We start from the raw sequence: 26,946 nt of genomic DNA on the forward strand, positions 1-26,946 counted from the left end.
GACTACGAGACGCGCTACCGTGAGCAGCGCACCACCGCCCCCTCAATCCCCGAGGTGGCCTGAACGAAGTCTCCACCGGATCCAGGACGGTTCATTTCGATCTCCCAACGTTGGTGGTACAGCGTGACCAGGTCGAGGGCGGGGAACTGCCGGGGGTCGGTCAGTGTGGTGACCAACCGGTACCGGCCGGTGCGGGTGGACCCGTCGGTGTGCACGAGAATCTGCGCGTCGATCACCCGCAGACGATGCGCTCCGAGCATGGTCAGCCACGACCCGTCGGGCAGGGTGGCGACCGGCGGCAGTCGACGGGAGTCCTTGCAACGGAACAGGAGATCGGCGCCGGTACCGGCGACCCCGGCGATCAGGTCGGCCGCAGCGAAATTGCGATCGGCCAACAGCATCATGCCGGGGCGGAGACATCCGAACAATCTTGGTGTGTAGCGGGTTTCGCCGATATCGGTGGGCCCGAACACCGCGCCGAGCACGGTGCGGGTACCGCAGGCCACGACCGCCAGCAGGCGCAGCAGGGGGTATCCCGAGCCGCCGTGCGAGCCGGTTTGGCGGCGGTAGCGGGTCAGGTTCGCGGCGCTGTCAGGGACCGACATCGAGGTGCCGTCGATCGCGCATACCAGCAGGCCGTGCCAGCGCACCGGCGCGGCCGGTGGGCCGGCGAGGAGTTCGAACAATGCGCGAAGCGGTGCCGGGCCGATCCGGCGTCGGGCCTGCGTCAGCGCCGAGGATCCGGGGTCGGCGACGGGCAGTCCGGTCAGGCCCGAGGTCAGCCGCGCCCAGACCTGCCGGTATCCGAGATCCTCGAACAGGGCCGCGGCGAGTAGTAGGTACACCACCACCCGCGAGGGCAGTTCGCGGATGCGGGTCTGCACGGTTCCGGTGGCGGTGAGTGCCTCGTCGACCATCTCGAACGGGACGAGTTGGGTCAGTTCGCCGAGGTGGCCGGGAGCGAACCGGCCCGCCGCTACCGTGCGGGCGGGTGGGATGACAGACTGTGTGTCCAACGGGGTTCCTGCCGTGCGGTGATCTTGGTCGACACTGTTCTAGCAGGAACTCCGTTGCCTGTTGTGGAGGGTTGACACACCCACAAAATCCTTAACTGCGCGGCATTGGCCCTAATCCCGACGCCGACGCCGACGCGGGGGATGAGACCGGCGGCTGAGAGCGGCGGGGGAGCGCGGCCTATCGGTCTGCAACACCAACTGCGCCCGGTTGCGAAAGTTGTGTCATCACAACAGCACAGCGAACGGCAGGAGCAGCCATGAAGCGCAAGACCGTCGGCGGAGACGAACGAGACGCCTTCACCCGCGTGAGCCGCCGGGCCACCAACTGGAAGCCCGGAGAAGTGAAGCGGATCAAGGAACGCGCCAACCGCCGGGAACGTCGAGCAGTACGACGCGAACTCGCCGCCTGATACACGAGAAGGGCGTCACCCCAAGGAAATCCCGGGGTGACGCCATTCTCCTACTCGTCTGTGCCCATCGTCAGTGCTCCCGACACCTGCTCGGAGTCAGCGGGCGGCTGCGGCGTCAGCGACCGTCTCGAACCCCGGTACCGCGAGCACCGCCAGCACGACCGTTGCCACTGTCAGAGCTGGCAGCAGCACGACCTTCTCGAACGGCCCGTCAGCGCGGATCCGCAGCAGCGACGGCAGCGTGAACTCCCACCACCGCTTCCCGTTCACCGTCACCAGCGGCGCGAGGAACGGAATGCCCTCACGGGTGATGCCGTCGCCGATGCAGTGTGTGATGCAGCCGAGCGCGACAGCGACACCGAGGGACACCGACCCGGTCTCAGTGTGGAAGGCCTGCCACGCGATCACCGACAGCAGCGCGGCCGCGAGCGTGACGGCGAGCCAGCCCTGCTTCTTCGACCAGTCCCCGGCCAGACCCCGGATCGCCAGCCCGAGGGTGAGGAACAGCGTGCCGATGATCGCCGGCTTCCTGAACGTCGCGACCAGCACCGACACCACCACGCCCAGGACGACTGCGAACAGCAGCGTGTGGGTGAGGGTGCGGTGTCCGTCCGATCTGGTGCCGTCGCGGCGGGTGCCGGTCAACCCGTGGAAGGCCACAGATACCGCGTTGATGCCCTCGGACGCCATCTGCGAGACCACGCCGAACGACCGGGCCACCGTCGACTGCGGGTGATCGAGATCGGGCAGCAGCGCTGATCCCGCACAGACGCCAGCCCAAACGAACGTCTCGGCGAGCGAGGATGGGCCACCCCAGCCGGTCGGGAGGACCGCGGCAGCCGCGAGTCCGACTGCGGCGCCGGACATCGCGTGTGTCGGTCCCATCACCATGACGACACCCCCACCATCGACGGGGCGAGGCTCTCGACCGCAGGACCGCTGTCCGGTGCAGTCACAGGCTTCCCGCCGATCAGGTCGAACAGCGCCGGCAGCCACTGGTAGGTCAGGTCGGCGATCGTGTTCACGATCGTCTCGAAGAGCCGGACGATGGTCGTCGAGTCCACGCCCTCGGACTCCGACCAGTTCACCCAGCCGCGGAACACGCCGAGTCCGACCGCCACCCACAGCACGTACTTCAGGATGCTCACTCGTCGTTCCCTTCCGATGCCGGTGCGGTGGTCGACAGCTGTTCGCGGATCGTTTCGCCGAGCTGCGTCCCGGCGCCGTCGGTGATCTCCTCGAGCTGTTCCTTGGCGGTGTCACTGCCCCGATCGAACAGCTCGGTGATCTTCTGGTTCCCGATGCGGAACCATCCATCGTCGCCGACCTTGGTTCCGCCGGTCACGGTCTGGAAGATCCCGAACACGATCCCGATGACGACGACGAAAAACACGACCCGCGAAACGATTCCCTCGCGTGGTCCTTTCCTCGGCGGCGCCATCAGCGGTGCCCCTGTGTCGCGTCGCTGCTACCGGACGATTCGCTGTCCAGGTCCTGACAGGTGCAGCTCGGGGAGTGGCGTGACCGGCCCGTCACGATCACGCACAGTAGCCAGCTGAGCATCGCGGTTGCGGCGATGCAGAACACGACGATGGCTGCTCGACCCAGACTGTCCGCGGTCTGCCACGCAGCGTGGACAGTTCCTCGTTCACGTGGTGCGAGCATCATCCACATCGCAAGGGCGAGCGGAACGCCCACCGCGATCCCCGACCGCACTCTGGTGCAGTGCGGGAGCGTCCGCCAACGCTCACGGGCGTGGACGAAAACACCTGGCGAGTCTCCTGTTTTCTGTGCAGCAGACATCGGAGTCCTTTCGATCGAAGTCACGTCAACGTACGAGAGGCCTTCGCCACATCGATCTGGTGAAGCATGCGGCTCGACCTGTGATCGGTGACGACTTGCCACGTTCGGTACAGCAGTGGCGATATTCGAGGTCGCCGCCCGCCGGGGAACTCCTGGTTCACCACTCGTCGCCGTCCCACTCGTCGCCGTCCCACTCGTCCTGACCGGTCCCCGCCGCGGCGCCCACCGATGCCGGCACAGGGGCAACCACAGGCTCCTGCGCGGGCTTGTCCACCACCACCGGTACGGCCTGCACCTTCGCCGGAGCGACGGGCTCGTCGGTCAGCACCCAGCGCGGCTCCCGCCCACCATCGGAGTTCGGGACCATCACCTGCTGGTAGCCCTGGGCCGCGAGCAGTGCACGCAGGCGGTCCATCGACCCGGCGATCGGATGCGGCGGCCGCGGCGCCACCGATGCGGGCCAGGGCGCGTCCTCGGTCGAGTTCGGCAGGTACGGCACCTGCACCACGCGGAAGCCGAGTTCGCTGGTGGTGGCCCAGGCCCGACCCTTCGGTGTTCCCTCCTCCGGGAAGCGGGTGCCGTGATTCGTGTCGAGGATTTGCTTCGAGGTGTACTCGTTGACCGGGCCGACGCAGAGCCGGAATTCGCACATCTCCTTGAGCTGGGTGGACATGCGGTCCTTGTCGGGCTTCTGCGCCGCCAGGATCATGTTGATCTCCAGAGCGCGGGCGAGCTGTCCGAGTTCCTCCATCTGCGTCCGGGCGGTCACCTTCTGCGCCTCGATGTCCTCGTTGTCGGACTTCATCCAGAAGTTCGCGAGCTCGTCGAAGAACAGAATCAGCCGCTTCGGGGCCGGGCCGTCCTCAACTTCGAACTCGGGATGCTCGGCATACAGCTTCCGCAGGTAGCGCAGGTTTCGTACGCCCCGCTTGTTCAGGATCGTCTGGCGGCGGTCCATCTCCTGGCGTACATATCCCACGGCATCGACGATCTCGAGCGCTCCGGCGGCGAAGCGGATGACAGAGGGGAACTCGGGAGTCCACGTGAAGTCGGTTCGCTTCGGGTCGCACACGATGATTTCGGCGACGTCGCTGCACCACAACGTCAAAAACAGGATGATGTCGAGGCTCACCGAATTGTGCGTAGGGATAAGGGCTTCCCCCGCCAGGAACTGTCGGGTAGGGGAGTCCACGGAGATGCAGCGCATTGGTCGTGGGTCGACCTTCCGGATGCCGACGATATACCGGCAGTCCTGACGGCTCGTGTTCGTGCTGCACGACCGCTCATGGTGCGCTCGTTGCTTGCGGAGGAGTCCAAACACCTTGTCCGGAGTGGAAAAAGACACGGTGTAGCAGGTGCCATACGCGGTGCCATACAGCGTTGCGGGCTTGGAGCGTAGAACTGCTCGGTAACCTAGACCGCGCGCCAATTCCAAGACATCCTTGGCCAGTCTTTCATTCGTGTTGTCGAATTCGACGGCACCGCAGTGTGAAACCGTTCCGTCGGTGTCGAGTAGCCCGGCCAGCAACGCCCGGCGTTGTTCCTCAGATGCAGATAGATACTGGCTCGGAATGTGCTTGCGGCTCGCACCAGGCGATGACTTCAGTAGACCCAGCGTCTTCAGGCCCGCGTTCAGTCCGCCAATGCCATAGTTTTGTGCACCGTATCCTTCATCCAGGCGGGTCTTGCTGAGCTTGTAGGGTTTGACCGTGTAGCCGGCACTGGCGATTCGGTCCACGATTTCCGGGTCCATGCTCGTGATGACCGGTCCCCGGCTCGACCCATCTCCGAGCCACGCTCCCAGCGTGTACGGGTCAGCAGGAAGATCGACCTCAGCGAACTGCAGCGGTTTGCACACAGGGATCGAGTGATTGAGATGACCGCTTCTCGTGCGCAGCGTGTGCCGAATCTCGCAGGTCGTGCGAACCTGCCCTTGCGCTCGAAGAGAGCGCTGGTCCCACTTGGGTAGCTCGCCGTAGTCGGCGACCAGATTCAAGAGAGCCTGCATGGGATATAGCACCACCGGAGGGCCCATACGTTGGAGCACTTTGTCAGGAACATTGAGCACAACTTCGCGTGACTCAAGTCGATACGGGACTGCGCTTTTCGCCGGTTCCAGCCACGAACGCATCACCTTGTTCGAGATACCGAGGCCCAGGGCAAAATCTGCGGAGGTCACCGACTCATGGGTACGGTAGTGCGCACACAGAGCCAACAGGGCATCTTTTTGGTTGGCCAACGGTCCCTTCCCGAACCTTGGGGACCTGACCTTGGCGATAGCCCACTCACACAACGCCGCGGAGTCGAAGACCAGCACCCTTTGTCGTTGAGACACCATTTGCTCGGTATACCGATATTCGCGCAACATGCGACGTAGCTCGCGGGCCGGTCCGATCGACTTTGCCAGCCGGTAGAGCGCTCGCGATGTCGGCGGTACTCCAGCCAATTCGGCAACTTCAGGGATGCTGATCACATCATCCGGTTGCGCGCCAGCCGCTGCCGCTCGCAATTGCGCCACGTGCGCAGGGGACAACCACGGATGACGCTTTCGGTTGTCCTCGTGTCGCGCATCCGAACGAGATCGTCGGGCAGTGCGGTCCTCTGTCCACCACAGATGATCGTCGCCCGCGATGACGGTGCTTCCGTCGGAGAAGGCGACCTCAAAACATGTGTCGGTCAGGGGCTGGTCGTAGACCCCGGTGACGGAACACAGTTGCCCGTTCTCGTCGAAGACTTGGTCGCCTACAGCAAGTTCCCCTAGCCGCGCCCATCCACCCTCGGTCAGGATTGGAGTTTCACAGTCGAGCATCTTTCCCGAACCCGTCCTCCCGCCGATCAGTCCATGCGCGACCTTGTTGAGATCCCAGTAGAACGTGCCCCCGCCCTTCTGCGGACCGATGTAGATCTTGCCCTCGCGGAACTTCTCGATCATCTCCTCGAACAGTGGGGTTCCGTTCTCAGGGAAGGCGATTGCGTCGGCCAGCCGCGGCACCGCCGTAAGATTGACCAGGCCCTCGGCCGAGCGCCAGTCGTAGTGCCAGTCGCACGCGGTGTACAGGCCGTCGTAGTGCTGCTCGAACGCATCCTTGGTCTCGGACTTCGAGACGTCCAGTGCGCCGAACCGCACCCGGACCTGCGCCGGCAACCCAACGGGTGCTTCGTCATCGCAGGGCTCCCACGAGATCACCTCGACGTCGACATCGCTGCGGCGGCCACCGAACTTCTGCTCGACGACGCTGCGCAGCCGCTTGAGCTCGAGTTTCCGCAGCGCACCGATGTGATTCGACGGGAAGGCCCGCGCCTCAACGGTGGTCGTCGCGCCCACGGTCCACTCGTAGGCCCAGATCAGCCCGGCGGCGGAGGCGCTCATCGCGTCGTCGATCACGTTCTCCACGGCCCTCTGGTCGCGGCCGGTGGTGAACGCGCCGGATCCGAAGTCCGCGGTGAACGCGATCGGCACCCACGGATCGCCGTGGACTTCCTCCTGCCAACCGGAGACAGCCGAGGTCACTGAGTCTTTCGTACGCGCTGCCTTGGCCTGTCCTGCGACGAGGTCGGCAACCCACCGCGCGGACCGCTTCCGCTTGGCGTCGACGGAGTCCGGGTCGACACCGATGATCTCGAGGGTGCCGTCGGACCAGGCGTAGATCCATTCGACCCCACGCAGGTACTCGGCGTCGCAGGCCCGTTCGATTCCGTCGCGGGTGTCCTGGGCAGCGACGTTGTGCGACCCGAATGCGAACGCGATGGCGGCCGGGACCGGGACGGGTCCTTCGGTGGGGTGCTCCCGGGTTGCCCAGTCGGTGACCTGCAGGTCGTACATCCCATCGGTGAGCTGCTTCGACGTCAGCTTGAACCAGTCGGTGAACTTGCTGCGCAGATATGCGATCTCGCGCTGCTGGTGGAGCCGCTCGTCGCCTGCCGGCACTGCCTCGGCGTGGAGCTGTCCGGTCTTGGCGTTGGTGGAGTACATCCAACCGCCGCCGCTTTCGGTGTGCGGGTTGGGGACCTGGTCGAGTGCCTTCTCCAGCAGGCCACGGGCCAGGGGCGGTGCCGCGGGCGCGGTCTTCGCGATCGTCACGTCCATGACGAACGGGCGGTTCTTCGCACCCCACCGTGACACCTTGATCCGCGATGAGGCCGGCACCTGTACCGCGGTGGTGGAGCGGGGATGCCCTGCGACCTGCCGGGTGTCCTCCACGAGGCCTTCGACGAATCGGCGGCGGGCGGGCATTACTCGCATGGCCCGCCCGATGGTCACCGCACCGCCGACGAACAGCAGGCCTGCGATGAGGAGCGGGACCGTGGCGCCGGCCAGGTAGCTGATCGCCACGGTGGCAACTAGCAGGAGCCAGTTCCACACCGATCGGCGCAGTCCGAGCAGTGGAGTCGAGTCGGTGAACCACGTCAGGGCCAGCCAATCTCGTAGTACCTCGGTTCCCTTCTGCTTCGCCTTCGCCTTGGCGGCGGCACCCGCGCGGGCACCGAATGTGGATCGGGTGGGCATCGGCTCCGGCCTCCCAGTCGACGAACAGGACGGCCACACCGTACGAGGGTCGTTATCCGTCCCAGGACAGTTCAACCGCCCGGCGAGGTGGCGGGCGACGAGACAACCCCGGCTGCCCACGGGAAGCCGGGATGTCGTGGCAACAGGCCGTCGCTCAGCTCAGGCGTCGCTGCTGACGGAAGATGGCCGCGACCTGCGAATCAGGCCTACGGCGAGCCAGGATACGGCGACCATACCGAACCCGATCCCGGGGCCAACCGAGCAGGAGTCGAGGTTCCAGATGCGCAGCAGCCCGAAGAGCGCCGCGAGAAGCAGGTGGGTGCCGAACCCGGGCCTTCCTCGTCCGGCCCGCGTGGTCATAGCGGTTCGTGCTCGCATGCCCGGCACCGTACGGCAGGACTCGGCCAGAAGTTTCGCGCCGGTCGGCGCCGGGGCCCTTCGTCTTGCCCAGGAGCGGGATCGGCGAGGACGAGAACAGTGTGCGGGTGGCCGACGTGCGTAGGTCGGAAGGGAACATGGTGTCGCTGTTCGAGCAGATCGGCTGAAGCGCTGCGGGTTGGCCGCATGTGTTGATCCTTCGGTGTGGTCGCGGAGGTAGCCCGACAAAGCCACCTGATCGTGTCTGGATGACGCTCGGAACCGCTCAATTAGATTATGCTGCATGACAGTTCGAGTGATCACGAGGGCAGATCGGCTCGTACTTTGGAACGGACGCGCACGCGCTTGAGCTGGTGTAGCCAGTAGAGATGCGAATACGAATGCGTTCGCGCCGGCCGACATCGGTGGTCGGTGACGATGCGTGCCCTCCCGCGGGCGTCGGAAACCGGCTCACCGACAATGCGGCGATTTTCTCGCCGCCGCGAATGAGGGATATTGCAGTCGCCACAACTGGAGCGGAGAAGGGCGCTGGCACGCCTGGCGCATGGGTGAGTTGTTGGCTCCGTCCAGAGCTCGCACGCGCCCGGCGGGGCGACGCCGCGATATTCACCGTCTCCAGGTCAGGGCTGCGTCGGGCCCGCCCATCACAGGTTCCACAGTTGCAGCAACGCCATGCGCAATGTGGGAGAGATGATCCGGTAGTCGAGGTGAAGTTACCAAGACTGAAAATGGTGCCAGGCTGGTGGCGCTGATGTCTGACATTTTCGCGATGGGGTGCGCGTGAATATAGCTATCTCGTTCCGGTGCGTAGCGCGGTCGATCAGAATGTCGATTCCGTGAGATCGATACCCAAAGATCGTAGCTTCCTATACAGCGTCGACCGGGCGATGCCTAGAGACTCGGCTGCACGGAGTTTGTTTCCGTCAGCATTGTGGAGGGCGTCGACAATAGCCCTAGCTTCGATCCGTTCGATCTTCGACAGCCGTCGTCGAGAGGTCTGTGCCGCAAGATTGCTGGGGAGGTCGCGTGCGCCGATGTAGTCGAATCGTGTGTTTATGACAACTTGCCGGACGGTGCGTTCGAGTCCGGTCAGATTGTCGGTCCAGGTTATACGTGACAGCGCTTGAAGCGCGTCGGACATCCACCGAACGGGCGAATCGTTGTCACGCTCTTGTCGGGCTGACTCCGTGAAATGGGTGACAAGGGAGGGGAGATCGCCAATCCTGTCCTTCAGTGAGGGAACGGGGATGGTGGCGACGAACTGCGATAGCGGCGATTCGTCCGTGTGCGGATCTGGAGGCGACTCGGTCGATGTTCCGATGATCCGGTTGATGTGTTGATGACGCGCCAGCACCGCAGCAAGCGCTGACGCCGACTGGTCTGGGATCTGGTCGATGTTCAGGACGAGCACTGTTCCGCTTCTGTTATCAAGTGCTTGTTCGATTCGTCTGATCCATGCAGGATCGGACTGGAAGTCGGCTCCGTCGAACGTGACGGAGTTTGGTTCCGCGAGTGCCTGAGCGATGGTGGACTTACCGACTCCGGGCTCTCCCACGAGGAGAAGTGATGCTCCTCCAATTCTCGATATCCTCTCGCACATCGAGTTCCACGCCTTGGTTGATCCGACGAGGTCCTTCAAGACGGATGAGGCCGATGTTTTGCGGGTGGTGCGTGCTGGACTCGATCGAGCGAGGTTCATGACGATGCCCACGAGCGCGTTGTTGTTGACGATTGATCTACACCGAACCGTCGCGGTCGAACCATCGCCCAGTGTGAATGGATCTGGCGTCTGGTCCGGGTTCGTCGCGATGTGAGAGGCGTACTCCCACAGGAGGAGCTGGTCGACGGTGCCGAGCATTCGTGCGGCGGCGGTGTTGGTGACCACGGTGCGTTCACTGACCGCGACTACGGGGTGGCGGGAGTCTCGGTTCTCGAGCAGAAATCCTTGCATCAGTAGTTGTTCGGACTGGGTGGAAGTATCGAGCAGCGCAGACTCGATCGCCCGGACAATTTCGCAGACCCAGCTCAGTGCCGCTGGGGAGGTGTCCCTGAATCGACATATCAGGTTGATGCTGCCGACTATCCTACGGAGTACCGGATGGGCGATGGTCATGCCCGCGGATGTGTAGTCGACGAATTGGTCTCCGAAGTGCTCGGGTCCGCGTATGAATGACGGCGTACCGGTGATGAGTGTGCAACCGCTGGTTGTCCCCAGGGTGGTTTCGGAGACGAGGAAGCCCGGTTCGACGTCGAGTCGGCGCAATTCGTTGTTGAGGGTAGAATCTCCCGACCACTGCCGCAAGATGATGCCGGCACTGTTCGTCAGGTAGAGGCACCCTTCGGTCATATCCAGGTTGCTGCTTCGTGACGACATCACCGTGTCGGCCGCGTCGATGAGTCGACGGTCCAGCTCATAGTCGATACTGCTGCAAGGCTCGACTGCGCTCGGGTCGAGTCCATAACGGATACTGCGTGCCCAGGATTCGACGACAGACGGCGATATATTCGTCTCTGGCCCCAGTCTGCGTTCGTGGAGCAGCTCCCGGACCCGCTCGTCGACGTCTTGGCTGGCGGAACGCATGCGGCGATGCTGTATGACCTGTGTCACATCGACATTGTGGAGCGCTCCTGACGCGATGTCAACAGTGCTCGATCACCGTCCGATTCTGGGACACCTTCTGTTGACGGACCGCTCATAGCGTCTGACTTGCCAGCGGCTGTACAAGGGGTGCCCCCGGCGGCCGCCTCGCAGGTGCCGGCACACCCGATTGGGCGGCACAGCAACTGTTTTCAAGAAGAGGAGAAGTCGAGATGGTTAACAAGCACGCAGTCGAGGTCACCGCGGAGGAGCGCGCCGATCTGGTTGCCCGCGCGCGTAAGCTCGCAGTGGAGTTCGACCGCCTGGGCAGGCAAGCGGATGAGGAGAACCTCTTCCCCTCGGAGCTCGTGCCCCTGTACAAGGAGAGTGGTCTTCCGCGTCTGGCGATCCCGAAGAAGTACGGCGGATTCGGTGCTGATGTGTGGACCACGGCACTGGTCGAGAAAGAACTCGCATCCTACGGTGATCCGGGAATCACGTTGTCGTTCAACATGCATCATGTCATGGTTGGGATCTTCCGCAACCTGCTCGACGAGCCGGCACGCGAGCGTCTCTTCCGGCGGATCGTCGAGTCCGGCGACATGATCTCTGGCACGCTCAGTGAGGAACGGGCTGGCATCACTGGCCTCTCCGACACGACGGCGGTCCCCGACGGCAATGGTGGATGGACCGTCAACGGCAAGAAGAACTGGGCAACGTACGTCGAGAATGCAGACATCATCGCCTTCACTGCGGTGATCACGAACGAGGACGGATCTCTCCCGGAGACCTTCGCCGAGCACGCCGACCGCGAGGCGGTGTTTGTCATCCCGGCGTCGACTTCGGGTCTGAAGATCGACCGCACGTGGGACACCATGTCCATGCGCGCCAGTGGAACGCAGACACTGATTTTCGACAACGTCGCCGTGCCTGCGGACGCCTACAGCGGCTCGTACCGCAACGGCCTGTTCGGGGAAATCGAATGGGCTTGCTTCCCCTTTGCGGGCGTATACCTCGGTGTGGGCCACCGTGCGCTGCGGTTGGCGACCGAAACGCTGGCGAAGAAGAACCTCGGCCGGACGCAGGAGGGCGAGCAGAAGGCAGTCCGAGACGTCGGCTACGTGCAGTACGAGCTGGGCCGGGCGCTGACCGACCTGCAAGCTGCCGAGTGGACGGTTCGGGGCACCGCAGAGGCTTTGTTCGACGGATCCGACGCCGACTGGAACCCGCACGAACGTCCCGCACGAGTGGCGATCGGCAAGGTCGCTGCGACGGAGGCGGCGATTCGGGCAACCGACACTGCGCTGAGGCTGGTCGGTGGCAGTGCGATCCGCCGTGGCCTGCCGCTTGAGCGGGTGTTCCGCGATGCACGCGCCGGGATCTACCATCCGGTCAACTCAGGCCAGACCTACGACATGATCGGACGGGCGGCCCTGGGCTTCTTCGGCTGACCCGAACGCAGTCGTGGTGCGGGTGCCGCTGGCGGTCGCCCAGCGGGCACCCGCACCACACATCAGTCAGTGAGGGCGGCTGCTCCACGGACGAGGAGCTCGAGCACTTCGTCTTTGGATAGCGTGCCGTGTTCGAGCCACTCTGTCGTCGCGGCGGAGATCATTCCCTGGAACGCGCGTACTTGAGCGCGGGACACGTCCGACGGAGGCATCTTTGTGACGACGAGGATGCGATCCTCCCAGGAGGTCAGGCTACCCCTGAGCAGAGCCACGATCTCGTCGTCTGCCGTCCGTTGCGCTCGCATCAGGGCGGTGAAGGTTGCCTGGTTGTCCTCGACGAGATCGAGCCATCGGGTGAACAGTGTCCGGGCGGCATCGGCGACGGACGCGTCGTTCTGGGTAACGTCCCGGGGGAGATGTGACGGCAGTGCGGCGAAGCGTCGCAGTACCTCGAGATAGAGGTTGCGTTTGTTGCCGAAGTGGTAGTTGAGATTCGTTCTGGTAGTGCCTGCTGCTCGTGCCAATTCCTCGGTCGAGACCGAGTCGTATGCTCGGTCGGCGAAGATGAGCTGCGCGGCCTCGATCATCCGCTCTCTGCGGTCGTCGGCGTCGAGCCGAACACGTCGATCGGGAGCGTGGTAGACCGTCATGAGGACACCGTAGCTGCCTGGCACTGCGTTGGAGTCTCGACAACGTAAACGGGTGTGGGCCCAGTCGCATGATCGACTGGGCCCACACGCGCACCCCTTCACAGGGTTTACCGTCGGTGTCTCACTAGCCGCGCAGTGCGAAGTCAACCGCCTCCTCAAAGCTACGCAGATCGAAGTAGTCACGCCATCCGGTGATCTTGCCGTTCTTGATGTGCACGATGCCGGTCACGGGAAGTTCGAAGGACTTGCCCGTAGGAAGTGCTGTGAGCAGGTCGACCCGCTCGGTGAATACGGCCCCATCGCGAGATGCGATGTAGAAGGTGTCGATCTTCTCGATGCGCATCACCGTGAACAGGCCGGCGAGTGTCGTACGGACCTCGTCACGCCCGTACGCGGCCGGCAGCGGCATGTTCTGGTACATCGTGTCTTCGGCGAAATACTCGATCAGCCGATCTGCGTCGTTACTGCTCAAGGCCGCCATGAACTCGAGAACCAACTCTTCGTCCGCGCCGACGGCACGCGCTGCTTCGGAAGACGAATCGGCCCACTGGGGGCGCTGGATCGACTGTGTCACTTCATTCTCCTGTTCCGTGGAAATCTCCGAACCCACGTAAATTTATGTGTCGGCAGTCACACGAAGTTGTCCCAGATCGACACACACTCTCTCTGAGCACATGGCGCATCGCTATCGCGATGAGCGATGAGCGATGAGCGATGAATGGATCCGCGTCGCCGTCGGTCTAGCTCTCGGACCACCGGTGCCGACGATTGCTGGACCTCGTTGTGACGATTCATGGGTGCTGGCGGATCGGGCGAGATCGACCCTGTAATCGATAACCTGCGGCGATGCACGAACTGCGTAGTCACTCCCTCTGTATTGCGGTGGCATTCCGCTGGCTCCTGGACCCTGATCGCCGTCTCCGGTAACTCGATCCGCCATCTGGCCTCTCGAAGCGCAGACCCGACACCCTTCTTGACAGGCCGTCAATAGCGGGGTAATCATCAGCGCTGTGATGCGCGACACTTCTTCACGTTTGCAGGGGCCATTTGACAGTGACGTTGAATCCGACATTGCAGCGCTGCTGCAGGACCGCAGTGGTCTTTTCGAGGGCATTGGCGGTGGAAATCACCCAACTCCTGACGTCCTAGCGTCGTGGAAGCGGTGCGTCCGATATGGGCTCAATCCATCTGGCATCGCGCCACTGACAGCCGACCTTCGTGAGCGGGGTGAGCAACTGATTGCCGCCACGGACGCGGCACTTGCCAGTCGATCGCGAATCGACCAGCTGCAGAGCCTGGGAATGTGCCTGTCACTCACTGACGACCAAGGCGTAATCCTCAAGCAGTGGGCCGGTGGAGCGCCCATCATGAAAACCCTCGAGGGACTCGATGTGGTCGCCGGTTTCAGCGTCGACGAAGCCACCGTAGGAACCTCCAGCGGCAGTTCACTGATCAGCCGAAAACCAACGCTGGTTCGCGGCCCCGAACACTTCGCACCGCAATTCAGCGACCTGACCTCTGCGGGAAACGCCGTAGTCCATCCGATCACCCGCCAGCTGTTGGGCAGCCTCAACCTCACCTGCAGCGTCGACGACTCGTCGCCGCTCGCCCTGTCGTGGGTGCAGGAAATCGTGGCAGACATCGAGGCCACGCTGCTCGAATCGGCCACCGTCAGCGAACGGCTGTTACTGGCTCAATTCCTCCGAGAGAATCGAGATGCCCGACACCCGGTTGTCGCCGTCAATGCCCGCACAGTCATGGCGAACGCCTCAGCCACTCGTCTGCTCGGGGCAGTAGACCAGGCCATGTTGTGGGACCACGCGAAGACAACCTTCGCCGACCGCACTCGCTCCGTCAGTGTCATGTCGCTCGATGGTGGGGTGCGTATTCAGGTAGAACGCTCGTTCGTCACGGGCCCCACATCCGACGAGGGTGTAGTTCTGCGTCTCAGCCGCCTCCATGAACCCGCCCGCAGGCCTGACCTGGCTACGGTTTCGCTCCCGGGGTTGTCCGGCAACGGGCACACCTGGAACCGAATGCGTCACGAGCTGGCACGCGCCACCGACTCGTCGATACTGTTGTACGGAGATCCAGGAACAGGGAAGGCATCGGTGGCCCGCTGCATCGCAGGCCGGGACGCCGCAGCGTTCGACGGGGACGACGCCTCCCCGGAGTGGCTCGAACACATCGCCGGGTCGGCGAACGAGGGCCGCGCACTTGTTCTGCTCCACCTCGATCGAATCCCGAATCAGTGGCGGCTCCGGCTCGCTTCGATCCTGACGACCACAGCGGTACGAGTCGTCGCCACCTCCGGTCGACCACCTGCCAGCGGAGCACTCGGCGACCATCTCCAGGTCTGCTTCCCGGATGTCATAGCAGTGCCTTCGCTGACTGAACGGCCCGAGGATCTCTCGAGTATCGTCGAGAATCTGTCTCTCCGGCACTCCCGCGCCGCCAACCCGCCACGGTGGATGCCGGACGCTATCCAGGCGCTTGCCCGGGTTGATTGGCCGGAGAACATTCGATCTTTGAACCTTGTTGTTGCACAAGTACTCAGCAAGGTGCGACACGACTACGTCGGGATCGGCGACCTTCCGGTCCAGATCCACAGACGAGGTGCCCGGCGGCGCCTGTCCGGGCTAGAGCGGATGGAGGCTGATGCCATCCTGCAAGCGCTTCGCGATTCCGGTGACAACAAGAAACTGGCGTCTGAAGCCTTGGGGATTGCACGTTCGACGCTGTACCGCAAGATGCGCGCGCTAGGTATCGACTCGGCCATCGTCTGAACGGACCCCAGCTGTTCCGCCCGGCGATCCGCCGTGACACCAACCCATGTTGCGTACTGGGACACCATGAATCGGTTGATTTCCCCGACAGTGACGTGACGGCATTCACAGCCGGTCAAACCTGCGGAATCTCGCCGAGGAAGGAACACCGCAATGCGCGTCCATATGACGAACCTCCTGCAGAACTACAACAACTCACGCAGTGACCATGAGGTCTATCGCGACCACCTCAAGCTCTCGTTGCAGGCAGAGACAGCCGGCTACGCCAGTGTGGGATGCGTCGAGCATCACTTCGACCCCGGATACTCGATGTGCCCCGACAACACACAGTTCTTGTCCTACCTGGCTGCTCGCACGAGCACGATCAAACTCCAGACCACCGCGGTGATTCTGCCGTGGAACGACCCGCTGCGTGTCATCGAGAAGATCGCGCTGCTGGACAACTTGGCGGATGGCCGCGTGATCTTCGGTATGGGCCGCGGCCTGGCACGACGCGAATTCGAGGCATTCCGACTCGACATGGGTGAATCCCGGGGCCGTTTCGACGAGGCCGCCGAAATGATCCTTCGCGGACTCGAGGAAGGATACGCCGAGAACGATGGCACCTTCTACAAGCAGCCGCGGGTACCGATCCACCCCCGACCACTCGCATCGTTCAAGGATCGAATCAGTTGCGTGGCAATGAGCCCCGACTCTGCAGTCGCCGCAGGTCGCCTCGGTGCGCAGATGATGGCCTTCATCCAGGGGCCGATGGAGACGCATCACATGCCCATGATCGAAGACTACCGGAAGAGTTTCTACGACACCCACGGGGTGCAGGCGCCGCCCCCGATGATGATCGACCTCACCTACTGCCACCCCGACTCGGAGGCGGCGCGCAAGGTCGCCGCCGAGCACGTCGCCAACTACTACATCACCTGCGTGGAGCACTACGAATTCGGCGGCCGCCACTTCGAGGAAACCACAGGCTACGCCTCCTACGCCGCCGCCAAGCAAGCGATCGACGAACTCGGAATCGAACAGGTGGTGCAAACCTACGTCGACGCCCAGATTTGGGGAACGCCCGAGGAGATGATCGCGAAACACCAAGCCCGCAAGGAAATCGTTGGAGAGTACGAGCCGATCATGGTCTTTCACTTCGGAGGCTTGTACGGCGACAGGGCGGAGGCGAGCTTCAATCTCTTCAACAAGGAAGTTCTGCCCGAACTTCAGCAGCTGTGATCGCATTGAAGCAAGGAGTTTCCATGCCAACAGAAATCGCGCGCGCACGTCAGCTTCTCTCACACCTGGTGTCCAAACCTGACGCGACCGTTGAGGACTACCGGACGCTCTACGAGGAGGTACTTGCCCACTTCGTACTCCCCGATGACGCACGCTGCGAGCGCGTTGTCGTCAATGGAGTGCCGTGCATCTGGGTGACGGCACCGGGTGCCGACTACCAGCGCGCGACCATCTACGTCCACGGCGGAGGGTGGTCGATGGGCAGCGCGTCAGGGTACCAGGAACTCGCTTACCGGTTCTCGGTCGAGACAGGTAGCCGCGTACTGGTCGTCGACTACCGACTGGCCCCGGAAAACCCCTACCCGGCACCGAATGACGACGTTCTGGCGGTATACCGGTGGTTGCGTAACCAGCCGGAGTTCGAACGGATCGCCATCGCCGGCGACTCGGCCGGCGGAGGGATTACGACCGGGGTCACGCTTGCGCTACGTGACGCTGGTGACACAGCTCCGGACGCGCTGGTGTTGCTCTCCCCACTCGTCGATCTTACGGGCGAGGCGGCTTCCCTGACCGAACGTGCGAATGTGGATCCGCTGCCGGCCGCTGCGCTCGTTCAACAGATGGGAGGCGCGTACTTGCAAGGCCGGGACCCTCGGGAAACGCCCTACGGGTCACCGCTTCATGCGAATCTCGAGAAGATGCCCCCCACCCTGATCTTCGTGGGAACCGACGAGGGGTTGTTCGATGACTCTGTCCGGCTTGCCGATCGAATCAAGAACGCTGGTGGCAGCGTCACACTTGAGATCGGCGAGGGCATGATCCACATCTACCCGCTCTTCAACTTCCTCCCCGAGGCAAAGACGGCACTCGAGATCGCAGGTCGCTTCCTGCGTGAGAGGTTCGAGACGTGACCGCCACCAAATCCCAGCAGCGACACGCCGACGCTGCAACCACCACGGCGCGTGGTGATGATGTCGTTGCCGTGGCAGTGTTCACCGCAGCCAGCGGGCGGACGCTCGATCTGGAGGCCGCGTTGCGTACAGCGGTGAAAGCTGTGCATGAGGAGGTCGGTTGTCGGCGATATGCGCTCCACCGAGTCACCCGCGGCGAGGGAGACTTCGTGATCATTGAGCATTAGGACTCCGGGGAAGCGCTGGCGAACCATGGTGCGAGTGCGCCGTTTACCGAACTCAAGCGCGCTTTGGAGGGCTCGGAGGAAAGCCCCTTCACAGTTACGTTGCTCATGCCCATGCCTGAGGGGAAAGGGGAGCTCGGCGTTCTGTGAGCCCTTCCTGGATCGCTGACTGACAATTGAAAATGGCCTGCAGGCTATCGGCGGACGTTATTCGCGCCCACCGATAGCCTGCAGGCCGAGGCATCGATGTCCGAGGTCATTAGCTGCAGCGGCTTCGATAATTAAGGTTACTGGCACAGCTCGAGCGCAGGCAGATTCACCACATGAGTCTGTCGGGTGTCAGGGACGGTCGAAAAGTCGGCCGGTAGCGACGGTCGAAAATCTGGCCACAAAGTCATGACTATTGTGCCGCGTTCTCGGCCCGGGCGGACGGCAACGTGTCCACTCCGCTGTCCTTGAGTCGGTAGCTCGACCCTTTCAGGGTCAAGACCTCGGCATGGTGCACGACGCGGTCGATCATCGCGGCGGCAACGACCTGGTCGCCGAACACGTCACCCCACCGGGCGAACGGCAGGTTCGAGGTCAGAATCAGGGAGGCATGCTCGTAGCGGCTCGACACCAACTGGAAGAACAGGTTCGCGGCGTCCTGCCCGAACGGGATGTAGCCGACCTCGTCGACGATGAGCAGCCCGACGCGGCGCAACCGGGTCAACTCGGCCTGCAGTCGACCGGCGGCGTGCGCAGTCGTCAGGCGGGTGATCCAGTCGACGGCGGTGGCGAACGCGACCCGATGGCCGTGCCCGGCGGCTTTGACGCCGAGCCCGATCGCCAGATGGGTCTTGCCGGTTCCGGGCGGGCCGAGCAGCACAACGTTGCGGGCCTGGGTCAAGAACATGCCGGTGCCCAGATGCGCGATCGTTTCCCGGTTGAGGGTGGGTTGATGATCGAAGTTGAATTCCTCCAACGATTTACGTGTCGGGAACCCCGCCGATCGGATGCGGATCTGGGCGCCGGACGATTCGCGGGCCGAGACCTCGCGGGAAAGCACCGCGGCGAGGTATTCCTCGTGGCTCCAGCCGCTCTCACGGGCCTGGGCGGCCAGTCGGGCCGCGGCGTCGCGGATCCGGGGTGCCTTGAGCGCGTGTGCGTAGTGTTCGACCTGTTTGATCGGATCCTCGGCGGCCATCACGCCACCTCCCCATCGGAGGATCCGATGGTGGACTCGATTGCGGTGGATCCGAAGTCGACACCGAAGACTTGGTCGTAGTCGGCGAGGTCCCGCATCGGGTGCCCGCTATCGGAGGTGTCGGAGGAGACCTGTTGGAACTGGTGCCGGAGCCGGGCTGCGGTGTCGACATGCCGGGGGTCGGTCACGGTCAGTCCGCTGGCCCAGAGGCGTTCGTGGTCGGCGAGCGGTCGACCGGCGCCGGTGACGGTGACGGCGTGGAGTCCGGTGGTGACCTGCACGAGATGCCCGATCGCCGACGGGTCGACCGAGTAGTCGTTGCCGCCCACGCGCACGTAGTAGTCCCGGGGCAGCCGCAACTCGATGACGGTGTCCGTGCTGGGTGGGACCGGTGGCAGGGCCAGCATTGCGGCGGTGTCGACGGCGACGAGTTCGTCGGGACGGCCGTCGATTCGGCGCACGGTCCGGCCGTTGGCGATCGGTAACCAGTCGGTGAGTTGAGTGTTGAAGTCTGCCGGTGAGGTGAACGTGCGCCCGGGCAGGAACGAGGTTTCGAGATAGCCGTTGACGCGTTCGACGATGCCTTTCGATTCCGGGTCGTAGGGCTTGAGCTGGATCAGCGTCGTCGACAAGGTGCCGATGAATGCGGTGACCGGGACGGTCAGCCGTCCCCGGCGTCCGATCCCGGCCTCGTTGTCCCACCACAGTTGGTGCGGCACCGCCCCGAACCGGTGCGCCAGCAGGGTCCACATGCCGGCGACCAGGTCCATCGTGGTTCGGGACGGCAGCATCATCGCGGTGATGAATCGTGAGAACGCGGCGACCATCACCAGCACCGGTGGCGTCCCGAACTGGCCGAACCCGAGCGGAATCTTCACGGGTGGGAACCACAGGTCGCATTGGACGGCTCTGCCCGGTTGATGGTCGAGACGGTCCGCTGGATCGACCGGCGCGTATTCGGGGCGCAGCAGCCGGATTCGTTCACGCAGCCAGGTGATCGATCCGCTCCAGCCGATGCGTTCGGCGATCACTGTGGCCGGCATTGTCGGATACGCCGTGAGCAACGCCCGGATTCTGGGTTCGGCTTCGGAAATCGCGGAGGCCACGGCGGGTCGTTGGTATTTCGGTGGTGTGTCGCTGGCCAGCGCGTTTGCGACTGTGTCGCGGGCGATGCCCAACCGTTTCGCGATGGCACGCTGTGACAGCTTCTCGCTGTGGTGCAGGTGCCGGATCAGGGCCCAGTCTTCCATCGAGATCACCCATCCGATCGTGGTTGGGTGGCCTGGTTTTCATCCGTCGTTTCTGGACTGGTTTTCGACCGCCGTTGACAGTCGGGTCGCCGGACGTCGCATTGCTCAGGTTGCTCAGGTTGGTGAGGTTGGTGCGAGTGCGCTGGTGCACCGCTGGTTGCCAGGATGATCGTGAGACACCTGGCAACCAGCGTGGGGATCGGAGCACCCAGATGATCGACATCCCCGTCGGGCGGACCCGCACCGGCAAACCCGCCTATCCCATGGCCTATCGGATCGAGTTCCTGCGGCAGTGGGACCAGTGCCTCGAACGCGGCGCCAAGACCCGCCTGCTCCGCGAGAACAGACTCGACCGCAATACTGTCAGGCGTTGGATCCAAGCCCGGGATTCGGGAGACTTGCAGGAGTCGATGGTGACCGCAGCAGACAACTCGAGGGACCGATTGGACAGTCGAGACCGCGCGGAACTCGCCAAGCTCCGCAAGGAAAACGAACGCCTCCGCGAGAAAGTCGCGCAGGCCGAGGCAGCCCAGGACATTCTGGGAAAAGCATTCGAACTCTTGCATGGGATCACCAAGAGTTCGACCAACGAGGAGCCGCAGATCCCGCCGTCGCTGATGAGTGCCCGCGAGTACGCGCAGTGGCTCGAGCGCAGAAAACTGTCCTGACCGACACCGTCACCGAGTTGGCCGCAGCTGGCGTCTCGATCGTGCAGGCCTGCGAGCTGACGGGGATACCACGGGCCAGTTACTACCGCGATGCCCGCGGGTATCGGCACTATCAGCCGGTGCCCGATCCGGTTCCTCAGAAGGATCGGCCGCAGCCGGCCGCGTTGTCACCGGCCGAGAAGGACACCATCGTCGAGGTGCTTCTCGCCGACGAGAACACGGATCTGTCGGTGTGCCAACTGTATTGGCGGTCCTTCGATGCGGGTGTGGTGGAGTGTTCGCAGTCGAGTTTCTATCGGGTGGCCCACACCCAGAACCTGGTCGGGGACCGGCGCCGTGGTCGCAGCCGCAGCGGCAGCCCCGGCCCGGCGGTCAGTCGCCGCAAGCCGGTCGTGGCGGCCCCGGCGGTGGGCGCGTTGTGGTCGTGGGACATCACCGAGCTGCGGGGCCCACGCACCCAGGACCGGTATCTGCTGTATTTGGTGATCGACGTGTATTCGCGGTTTCCGGTGGCCTGGCGTATCGAGTACGCCGAGACCGGCGCCGCGGCGGTGCAGATGTTCACCGAGGCGTTCGAGGTGTTCGGGGCGCCGCAGGTGCTGCACGCCGACAACGGGTCCTCGATGCGTTCGTTCGAGTTGCTCGACGCGCTCGAGGCCAACCAGGTGCTGCCCTCCTATTCACGGCCTCGGGTCAGTGACGACAACCCGTTTTCCGAGTCGTTGTTCAAGACCGTCAAGTACGACCTGTCGTGTCCGCCGCGGTTCGACAGTATCGACCATGCCCGGCGGTGGACCGAGGACTTCATGGGCCGGTACGCCCTCGAGCACCGCCACAGCGGGTTGGGGCGGTACACCCCGGCGTCGGTGTTCCTCGGCACCGCCGTCGAGGACCACCGACGCCGGCAGGACCGACTCGACCGGATCCACGCCCGGCACCCGCAGCGGTTGCGGCGTCGGCCGTTGGCGTCCCCGCTGCCTCGACCGACCGGTATCAACACCACCCGCCTGTCTCAGACAGGTTGACAATTACCGGCACCCGTCACGATCGCGACCGATACCGCGGACTCAGCTGAGCTGTCCGATGTGAGCGGCGGGACGACGCCATCATGGAACCGGTCGTCCAACGACTTCTCAGCATCGGCGCACCCTTGTCGACGACGAGGGGTGCGTTTCGCCTCTGGAAATAGAGAGCGTCTCGTGCCGGAAGGGCACGCGGGCACGGCGCGCCCGGATCAGCGAACAGTGTAACCGCCGTCCGCAGTCACCACGGCCCCAGTGACAAACGAAGCTGCGGGCGAGGCGAGAAAAGCGACCACCGAAGCGATTTCGGAGGGCGTTCCGAGTCTACCTAGTGGGTGTGCTGCCTCGAGCTCGGCGCTTCTGCCTCGAAGTAACGGGGTATCGATGAAGCCCGGAGCCACGGCGTTGACACGTATGCCTTTGTTGGCGCAGTCGAGTGCGGCGGCTTTGGTCAGTCCGATCAGTCCGTGCTTCGATGCGACATAGGGGCTGGCACCGCGCGTGGCGACGAGCCCCATCACCGACGCGACGTTGACGATGCTGCCACCCGTGCTCATAACCTTGAGCTCAGCACGGGTACACAAAAACGCACCGTTGAGGTTGATGTCGGTTACCCGAGTCCATTCGGTGACAGCGGTGTCGTCGACGGTGGCCTTGACCGGCATCCCCACGCCTGCGTTGTTGACCGCGATATCGAGCCGGCCGAACCTGTCGACGATCTCGCCGACCATGGCCTCGACCTGGTCTGGCTTGGATACGTCGACCGAGATCTCGTGGATTCGACCGCTTGTATGGCGCTCGCTCGGGGCAGTGCTTGTTTGTAGGTCGCCGTTGACGACGGTGGCGCCTAGCTCGATAAGCTCGCGGACACATGCCGCCCCGATGCCCGAGCCGCCGCCCGTGACCAGTGCAATCTTGTCGGTCAGATCAAGTTCCATGAGAGGTGTTCCGCTCCTTTTGCTTCCGTAGTCCTCGGTCCGCGTCCATAGGGTGCGGTTGTCACTGTGTGAGAGTCGCCTTCAGTTTCGGTCGATCGACTTTGTTGGTGGCAGTTCTGGGTAGTTCCTCGACGATCTCGATGCGCCGAGGCCGCTGAAGGCCCTGCAAATTGGGATTCTGTGCACAGAACGCGGTGACCTCGTCGACTGTTACCGATGGACTGGTAGGAACTATCACCGCCGTCACTTGTTGCCCATATCGATCGTGCGGCGTGCCGATGACCGCGACCTCTCTGATGTGCGGGCATTCGATCAGGTGACATTCAACCATCTGAGGATAGACATTCTCGCCGCCACTGATGATCATGTCGTCCGCCCGGTCGACGAAGTAGAGATTCCCTACAGTGTCGCGTCGTACCAGATCGTTGGTGCGCAGCCATCCGTCGGCGGTGAATCGAGCGGAGTTGGCGGCCGGCAAACACCAGTACCCTGGGCTGACGGTGTCTCCTCGAACCCACAGTTCGCCGACTTCACCTGGTGCTGCCTCTCGGTTCTGGGTGTCGGCCACGATGCGTATCTCGACCACCTGCGAGAGAGGCTTACCCAGTGATCCTTCGCACCTGGACTCACCGAGCGGTTGAAGGATCGAGACGCCGCTCTGCTCGGTCTGGCCGTAGATGTTGACTGGGACAATGCCGGTGGCGTTCGTCAGCTCTGCAAGCTTCGTCTGTGGCAGGGCTGATCCACCGATTGCGCATACGCGGATGGAGTCGAGCAAAAGGTGCTCGTCCTCGAGTGCATTGATGATGTCGAACATCATCGCTGGTACCAGCGCGACCACGGTGGGACGAAGGCGAACAGTATCACGGAGCCACTCTTGGACATTCCATCGGCGCAGAGTGATGGTGCCGCCGGCTGCGAGAAGTGGTACCGCCAGCAGTTGGAGGCCGCCGACATGAAACAATGGTGTGGAGATGAGTGCGTGATCGTCTTCGGTGAGCGACCAGCAGTCGGTCTCGGCTTCGGCGATCGCTGCAGTGTTCCTGTGGGACTGCCGGACTCCCTTGGGTTTACCGGTGGATCCGCTGGTGTACATCAAGAGGGCGTCGTCACCGTCCATTCGTGGAACCACGTAGTCGAGCGGCGCCACCGTAGTCAATGCCTCGGAAAACGCGACCCGAGCGCCGGTGGCCGCACCGACTGAGATGATGCGGTCCGCTGCAACGGTTCCATGTACAGATTCGTGCACTCGATCGACATCACCTGCGGTGGTGACCATCCATCGGATGTCTGAATCTTGTGCCGCGTGACGTAATGCGGATGGATGGAAGAGATAGTTGAACGGGACTGCCACTCCACCTGCTTGCCATATACCGAGAAGGGAAACGATCCACTCAGGCTGATTGTGCATGAAGAGACCCACGCGCTGACCTGGCTGAAGGTCGTGGTCCACCAGAAAGGCCGCAAAACGTGCAGCCTTCTCGTAGAGCTGACCGTAGGTCATCGTCGAATCACCATGCGCGAGTGCGAGTCGTGAGGAGTCGCGCCCAGCGACGCGACGCAACAACGTTACGATGTTCACGTAGATCTCCTCCAAGGGGTTTCCCAGCGCGTTCTCTGTGACCCGGAGGGGTCGACGCGATGATCGGTGACCCTAGGGCGGCACGAGTCCACGATGTTGTCCCGAATCGCGACATGACCGGAACCTGCGAAGGGTGTTGCGGTTTGCGACACCAGTCCTTCACGGCTTTCTCGTAATCTTCCGAAACGTCGATCAGGGAGGTCCAGTGGCGCAAGACAGCCGCACGCTCGAATCACGCTCAACTGACGGGGATGTTCGCTACTCGGTCGTCGGAGAGGTCGCGACGATCATCCTCGACCGGCCGACCGCGCTCAACGCCATCAATGTGCGGCTGCTGCGAGGGCTCGTTGACGCGGTAGCGGCTGCGGTAGACGATCGTGCGGTCCGTTCGATCGTGTTGACCGGTGCGGGGGAGAAGGCGTTCTGTGCCGGCGGCGATCTCACTGAACTGATCCCACGCCTGACGAGAGGCGAGCTGTCAATTTTGGTCCCGGACCCCACGAAGCGGTTCTTCTCGGACTGCTACAAGCCGATAGTTGCGGCCGTGAACGGGCTCTGCCTCGCCGGTGGGCTGGAAATACTGCTAGGCACGGACATTCGCGTGTCTTCGGCGACAGCAACGTTCGGTCTTCCCGAGGTCCGGTGGGGACTGGTTCCGGGTGCAGGTACCCACGTTCGCCTCCCGCAGCAGATTCCGTGGGCGATTTCTATGAAGCTTCTTCTGACAGGTGACCATATCGATGCCGCGGAGGCCGGCCGACACGGTCTTGTGTCGGAAGTGGTGCCGGTCGGAGTCGACGTCCGTGCGCGAGCGCGCGAGATCGCTACACGGATAGCGCAGAACTCGCCGTCTGCTGTGCAGACGGCGAAGGAGATTGCCGTGCGCAGTTTGTCGAACGAGCCGCGGTTCGCTTTGGAGTTCGCATTGAACGAACGAGTACTTCGTGGGCCGGACGCAACTGAGGGGCCCAAAGCCTTTGCGGAAAAGCGTCTCCCGCGGTACAGGGACCTTTGACGTTGACCACGTTTTCGACCCTTCCCGCTCGGGCCCCTTCCGAAAAGAGGTTTCGGACGAGCACGCCACAAGGGTACGCAACCTTGCACTCGGCGGGGACTTCGGCCTTTCCTGCCGAAACCGATGAGAGGTAAAACCATGAACGAATCGAACGAGTTGCTCGCGGCTGTTCACGAAGCAGTCGAGGGGGTCACAAAACGATGGGACAGACGCTATTACCTGGATTGTGCCCGTGAGAACCGGGCGCCGATCGAGATGTACAAGGCGATGGCCGAGCAAGGTTTGTTTGCGCTCGGTGTGCCCGAGGAAATCGGAGGGGCAGGAGGCGGGCTCGTCGCCACGGCCGCGATCATGGAACAGATGAGCCACGCGGGCACTCCGCCCATGCTGTTCTCGCTGACGTCGTTCGCCAGGCAGGCAGTTGTTCGACACGGAACGCCAGCACAGATCGAGCGATACGTTACCCCGACACTGGAGGCAGAACAGACATTCTGTTTCGCGATCACCGAACCTGACGCGGGAACGAACAGTTTCGAGATGCGTACCTTCGCGCACCACGATGAGAACGGGCGTTATGTCCTCAACGGGCAGAAGGTGTTCATTTCCGGTGCGGACCAGGCCAGCCACATCATGGTCGTTGCACGGACGGCTCCCCCGAACCCCGCGAACAAGACCGAGGGTATGTCGGTCTTCGTGCTTCCACGGGACACCCCAGGAGTAACGATGCAGCCGATGAATATCGATTGGAAGGCCCCGGAGCGCCAGTTCAGCGTGTGGTTCGACAACGTCACCCTGCCATCGGATTCACTCATCGGAGAGGCCGGACACGGGTTGGCCGCGATGTTCGACTCCTTGAATGCCGAACGCGTCGTCATCGCTGCGTGGACACTGGGACTCGGCCGGCTCGCACTGGACAAAGCAGTTGGCTACGCGCGCGCACGGAGCCCATGGGGTTCGCCGATCGGGTCGTATCAAGCAGTCTCACACCCACTCGCTGCAGCGAAAGCGCATCTCGACGCAGCCCGCGCGATGACTTACCGCGCCGCAGAGGGATTCGACCGCGGAGAGGATGCCGCTGACGACGCCAACATCGCGAAGTACCTCGCCTCGGAAGCGTCGTATCGTGCGATCGACGCGGCAATACAGACGCACGGCGGGTCCGGGTTCGATGAGGACACCGACATCATCACCCTCTACCCGATGATTCGAATTCTGCGGGTCGCTCCGCTCAACAACGAGATGATCCTCAACTACATCTCACGTCGAATGCTGGGTCTTCCTCGAAGCTATTGACAGTGGGAAGAGGCGCGCCTCATCGGACCAGTTCGGCCACCGCCCGCACGCGGCTTT

The 26,946-nt window shown here is 63.3% G+C and carries 22 protein-coding genes and 1 pseudogene; 11 read left to right on the top strand and 12 right to left on the bottom strand.

The window, feature by feature from the left end:
- Positions 1 to 14 precede the first annotated feature (14 nt).
- Positions 15 to 1,016, bottom strand: a complete 1,002-nt coding sequence (locus ACWDUD_RS24105) for an IS4 family transposase (protein ID WP_450110936.1) — start codon at positions 1,014 to 1,016, stop codon at positions 15 to 17.
- Positions 1,017 to 1,273: 257 nt separating this feature from the next.
- Here ACWDUD_RS24105 and ACWDUD_RS24110 point away from each other — a divergent pair, with 257 nt between their 5' ends.
- Positions 1,274 to 1,426, top strand: coding sequence for a hypothetical protein (locus ACWDUD_RS24110; RefSeq protein ID WP_169918160.1), 153 nt, complete (start codon positions 1,274 to 1,276; stop codon positions 1,424 to 1,426).
- 96 nt (positions 1,427 to 1,522) lie between these two features.
- On the opposite strand, the gene ACWDUD_RS24115 is transcribed toward ACWDUD_RS24110, so the two are convergent.
- The 4 genes from ACWDUD_RS24115 to ACWDUD_RS24130 form a co-directional block, all read right to left on the bottom strand.
- A complete protein-coding gene (locus ACWDUD_RS24115; protein WP_450110937.1) occupies positions 1,523 to 2,317 on the bottom strand; it encodes a metal-dependent hydrolase in 795 nt (264 codons plus the stop codon).
- Positions 2,311 to 2,574, bottom strand: a complete 264-nt coding sequence (locus ACWDUD_RS24120) for a hypothetical protein (protein WP_072816153.1) — start codon at positions 2,572 to 2,574, stop codon at positions 2,311 to 2,313. The genes ACWDUD_RS24115 and ACWDUD_RS24120 overlap by 7 nt, the downstream gene beginning before the upstream one ends.
- Positions 2,571 to 2,819 carry a hypothetical protein gene (locus ACWDUD_RS24125; RefSeq protein ID WP_072816155.1) on the bottom strand — a complete coding sequence of 83 codons (249 nt, stop codon included), beginning with the start codon at positions 2,817 to 2,819 and terminating at the stop codon, positions 2,571 to 2,573. Before ACWDUD_RS24125 ends, ACWDUD_RS24120 begins: the two co-directional genes overlap by 4 nt.
- Before the next feature lie 567 nt (positions 2,820 to 3,386).
- The gene (locus ACWDUD_RS24130) at positions 3,387 to 7,736 is read right to left on the bottom strand and encodes an LAGLIDADG family homing endonuclease (RefSeq protein ID WP_072816158.1); all 4,350 of its coding nucleotides are present in this window, start codon (positions 7,734 to 7,736) and stop codon (positions 3,387 to 3,389) included.
- Between the two features lie 455 nt (positions 7,737 to 8,191).
- Between ACWDUD_RS24130 and ACWDUD_RS24135 the strand changes: the two are divergent.
- Positions 8,192 to 8,281, top strand: a pseudogene (locus ACWDUD_RS24135) (VOC family protein); the annotation flags it as partial.
- 653 nt (positions 8,282 to 8,934) lie between these two features.
- On the opposite strand, the gene ACWDUD_RS24140 reads toward ACWDUD_RS24135, so the two are convergent.
- Positions 8,935 to 10,695 carry a sigma-54-dependent Fis family transcriptional regulator gene (locus ACWDUD_RS24140; protein WP_238072117.1) on the bottom strand — a complete coding sequence of 587 codons (1,761 nt, stop codon included), beginning with the start codon at positions 10,693 to 10,695 and terminating at the stop codon, positions 8,935 to 8,937.
- Between the two features lie 230 nt (positions 10,696 to 10,925).
- Here ACWDUD_RS24140 and ACWDUD_RS24145 point away from each other — a divergent pair, with 230 nt between their 5' ends.
- Complete coding sequence (locus ACWDUD_RS24145; RefSeq protein ID WP_072816161.1) at positions 10,926 to 12,143, top strand: acyl-CoA dehydrogenase family protein; 1,218 nt, start codon at positions 10,926 to 10,928, stop codon at positions 12,141 to 12,143.
- A 62-nt stretch (positions 12,144 to 12,205) separates the two neighbouring features.
- Here ACWDUD_RS24145 and ACWDUD_RS24150 read toward each other — a convergent pair whose 3' ends face one another.
- Positions 12,206 to 12,793, bottom strand: a complete 588-nt coding sequence (locus ACWDUD_RS24150) for a TetR/AcrR family transcriptional regulator (protein WP_072816164.1) — start codon at positions 12,791 to 12,793, stop codon at positions 12,206 to 12,208.
- Between the two features lie 124 nt (positions 12,794 to 12,917).
- Positions 12,918 to 13,367 (bottom strand): limonene-1,2-epoxide hydrolase family protein, encoded by a 450-nt coding sequence (locus ACWDUD_RS24155; protein ID WP_072816166.1) that lies wholly within the window; start codon positions 13,365 to 13,367, stop codon positions 12,918 to 12,920.
- A gap of 439 nt (positions 13,368 to 13,806) precedes the next feature.
- Here ACWDUD_RS24155 and ACWDUD_RS24160 point away from each other — a divergent pair, with 439 nt between their 5' ends.
- From ACWDUD_RS24160 to ACWDUD_RS24175, 4 genes are all read left to right on the top strand, one after another.
- On the top strand, positions 13,807 to 15,579 hold the full coding sequence (locus ACWDUD_RS24160; protein ID WP_238072387.1) for a sigma-54-dependent Fis family transcriptional regulator: 1,773 nt from the start codon (positions 13,807 to 13,809) through the stop codon (positions 15,577 to 15,579).
- A 153-nt stretch (positions 15,580 to 15,732) separates the two neighbouring features.
- Complete coding sequence (locus ACWDUD_RS24165) at positions 15,733 to 16,800, top strand: LLM class flavin-dependent oxidoreductase (RefSeq protein WP_072816407.1); 1,068 nt, start codon at positions 15,733 to 15,735, stop codon at positions 16,798 to 16,800.
- 23 nt (positions 16,801 to 16,823) lie between these two features.
- A complete protein-coding gene (locus tag ACWDUD_RS24170) occupies positions 16,824 to 17,711 on the top strand; it encodes an alpha/beta hydrolase (RefSeq protein ID WP_450110938.1) in 888 nt (295 codons plus the stop codon).
- Positions 17,708 to 17,938 (top strand): antibiotic biosynthesis monooxygenase, encoded by a 231-nt coding sequence (locus ACWDUD_RS24175; RefSeq protein ID WP_083584026.1) that lies wholly within the window; start codon positions 17,708 to 17,710, stop codon positions 17,936 to 17,938. The genes ACWDUD_RS24170 and ACWDUD_RS24175 overlap by 4 nt, the downstream gene beginning before the upstream one ends.
- A gap of 397 nt (positions 17,939 to 18,335) precedes the next feature.
- Here ACWDUD_RS24175 and istB read toward each other — a convergent pair whose 3' ends face one another.
- Entirely contained in the window at positions 18,336 to 19,121 is a 786-nt protein-coding gene (istB, locus tag ACWDUD_RS24180) for an IS21-like element helper ATPase IstB (RefSeq protein WP_072816436.1), read from the bottom strand.
- Positions 19,121 to 20,371 (bottom strand): IS21 family transposase, encoded by a 1,251-nt coding sequence (istA, locus tag ACWDUD_RS24185; protein WP_072816434.1) that lies wholly within the window; start codon positions 20,369 to 20,371, stop codon positions 19,121 to 19,123. Before istA ends, istB begins: the two co-directional genes overlap by 1 nt.
- Before the next feature lie 212 nt (positions 20,372 to 20,583).
- Between istA and ACWDUD_RS24190 the strand changes: the two genes are divergently transcribed.
- A complete protein-coding gene (locus ACWDUD_RS24190; protein ID WP_072815569.1) occupies positions 20,584 to 21,039 on the top strand; it encodes a hypothetical protein in 456 nt (151 codons plus the stop codon).
- A gap of 17 nt (positions 21,040 to 21,056) precedes the next feature.
- Positions 21,057 to 22,064: a DDE-type integrase/transposase/recombinase gene (locus tag ACWDUD_RS24195; protein ID WP_283235678.1), complete on the top strand. Its 1,008-nt coding sequence runs from the start codon at positions 21,057 to 21,059 to the stop codon at positions 22,062 to 22,064.
- A 209-nt stretch (positions 22,065 to 22,273) separates the two neighbouring features.
- On the opposite strand, the gene ACWDUD_RS24200 is transcribed toward ACWDUD_RS24195, so the two are convergent.
- Positions 22,274 to 22,999 carry an SDR family NAD(P)-dependent oxidoreductase gene (locus ACWDUD_RS24200; protein WP_072815567.1) on the bottom strand — a complete coding sequence of 242 codons (726 nt, stop codon included), beginning with the start codon at positions 22,997 to 22,999 and terminating at the stop codon, positions 22,274 to 22,276.
- 61 nt (positions 23,000 to 23,060) lie between these two features.
- Positions 23,061 to 24,581, bottom strand: a complete 1,521-nt coding sequence (locus ACWDUD_RS24205; RefSeq protein ID WP_450110939.1) for a class I adenylate-forming enzyme family protein — start codon at positions 24,579 to 24,581, stop codon at positions 23,061 to 23,063.
- A 205-nt stretch (positions 24,582 to 24,786) separates the two neighbouring features.
- Here ACWDUD_RS24205 and ACWDUD_RS24210 point away from each other — a divergent pair, with 205 nt between their 5' ends.
- Positions 24,787 to 25,596 (top strand): enoyl-CoA hydratase/isomerase family protein, encoded by an 810-nt coding sequence (locus ACWDUD_RS24210; RefSeq protein ID WP_083583927.1) that lies wholly within the window; start codon positions 24,787 to 24,789, stop codon positions 25,594 to 25,596.
- Positions 25,597 to 25,734: 138 nt separating this feature from the next.
- A complete protein-coding gene (locus ACWDUD_RS24215; RefSeq protein WP_072815566.1) occupies positions 25,735 to 26,889 on the top strand; it encodes an acyl-CoA dehydrogenase family protein in 1,155 nt (384 codons plus the stop codon).
- Positions 26,890 to 26,946 lie beyond the last annotated feature (57 nt).

The organism is Rhodococcus sp. NPDC003382 (assembly GCF_053589135.1).